The organism is Rhizobium freirei PRF 81, from assembly GCF_000359745.1.
GTDB lineage: Bacteria > Pseudomonadota > Alphaproteobacteria > Rhizobiales > Rhizobiaceae > Rhizobium > Rhizobium freirei.
Map to the genome: position 1 here is coordinate 1 of NZ_AQHN01000022.1, position 399 is coordinate 399.

1 protein-coding gene is annotated in these 399 nt (G+C 57.4%); it reads right to left on the reverse strand.

The genetic code is table 11. From position 1 onward, the window contains the following. The coding region (locus tag RHSP_RS07335; protein ID WP_037150293.1) for a flagellin N-terminal helical domain-containing protein at positions 1–250 on the reverse strand (250 nt) is incomplete at its 3' end. Positions 251–399: the final 149 nt, after the last annotated feature.

Consider the following 399-nt stretch of genomic DNA (forward strand, 5'->3'; position numbering starts at 1 on the left):
CGCTGGTGGCGGCCGTGGTCGCGGTGTCGACCTTGGCGGCGCCGAGGCCGAGAGCGTCGGAAACAGCACCGATGGCGCTATTGTCGGACTTCATGCTGGTGGCGATCGACCAGTAAGCGGCGTTGTCGGAGGCCTTGGAGATGCGCAGGCCCGACGATACGTGGCTCTGCGTCTGCTGCAGGTTGCTGCTGATGCCACGCAGCGTCTGGAGGGCAGCCATTGCAGCGTTATTGGTAAGAATGCTCGTCATGATGTTTGCCCCTTTTGGCAGTGGTTGAATTAAGGGACATTCCGGACCTAAAACCGGTAGCGACAGTCAGCATCATGCCTGTCAACCCAATCCGTTAAGGTTAACTCGCCGCTTCGATGGTCCTAAGAAACAGCAATATGGTTAAGAAA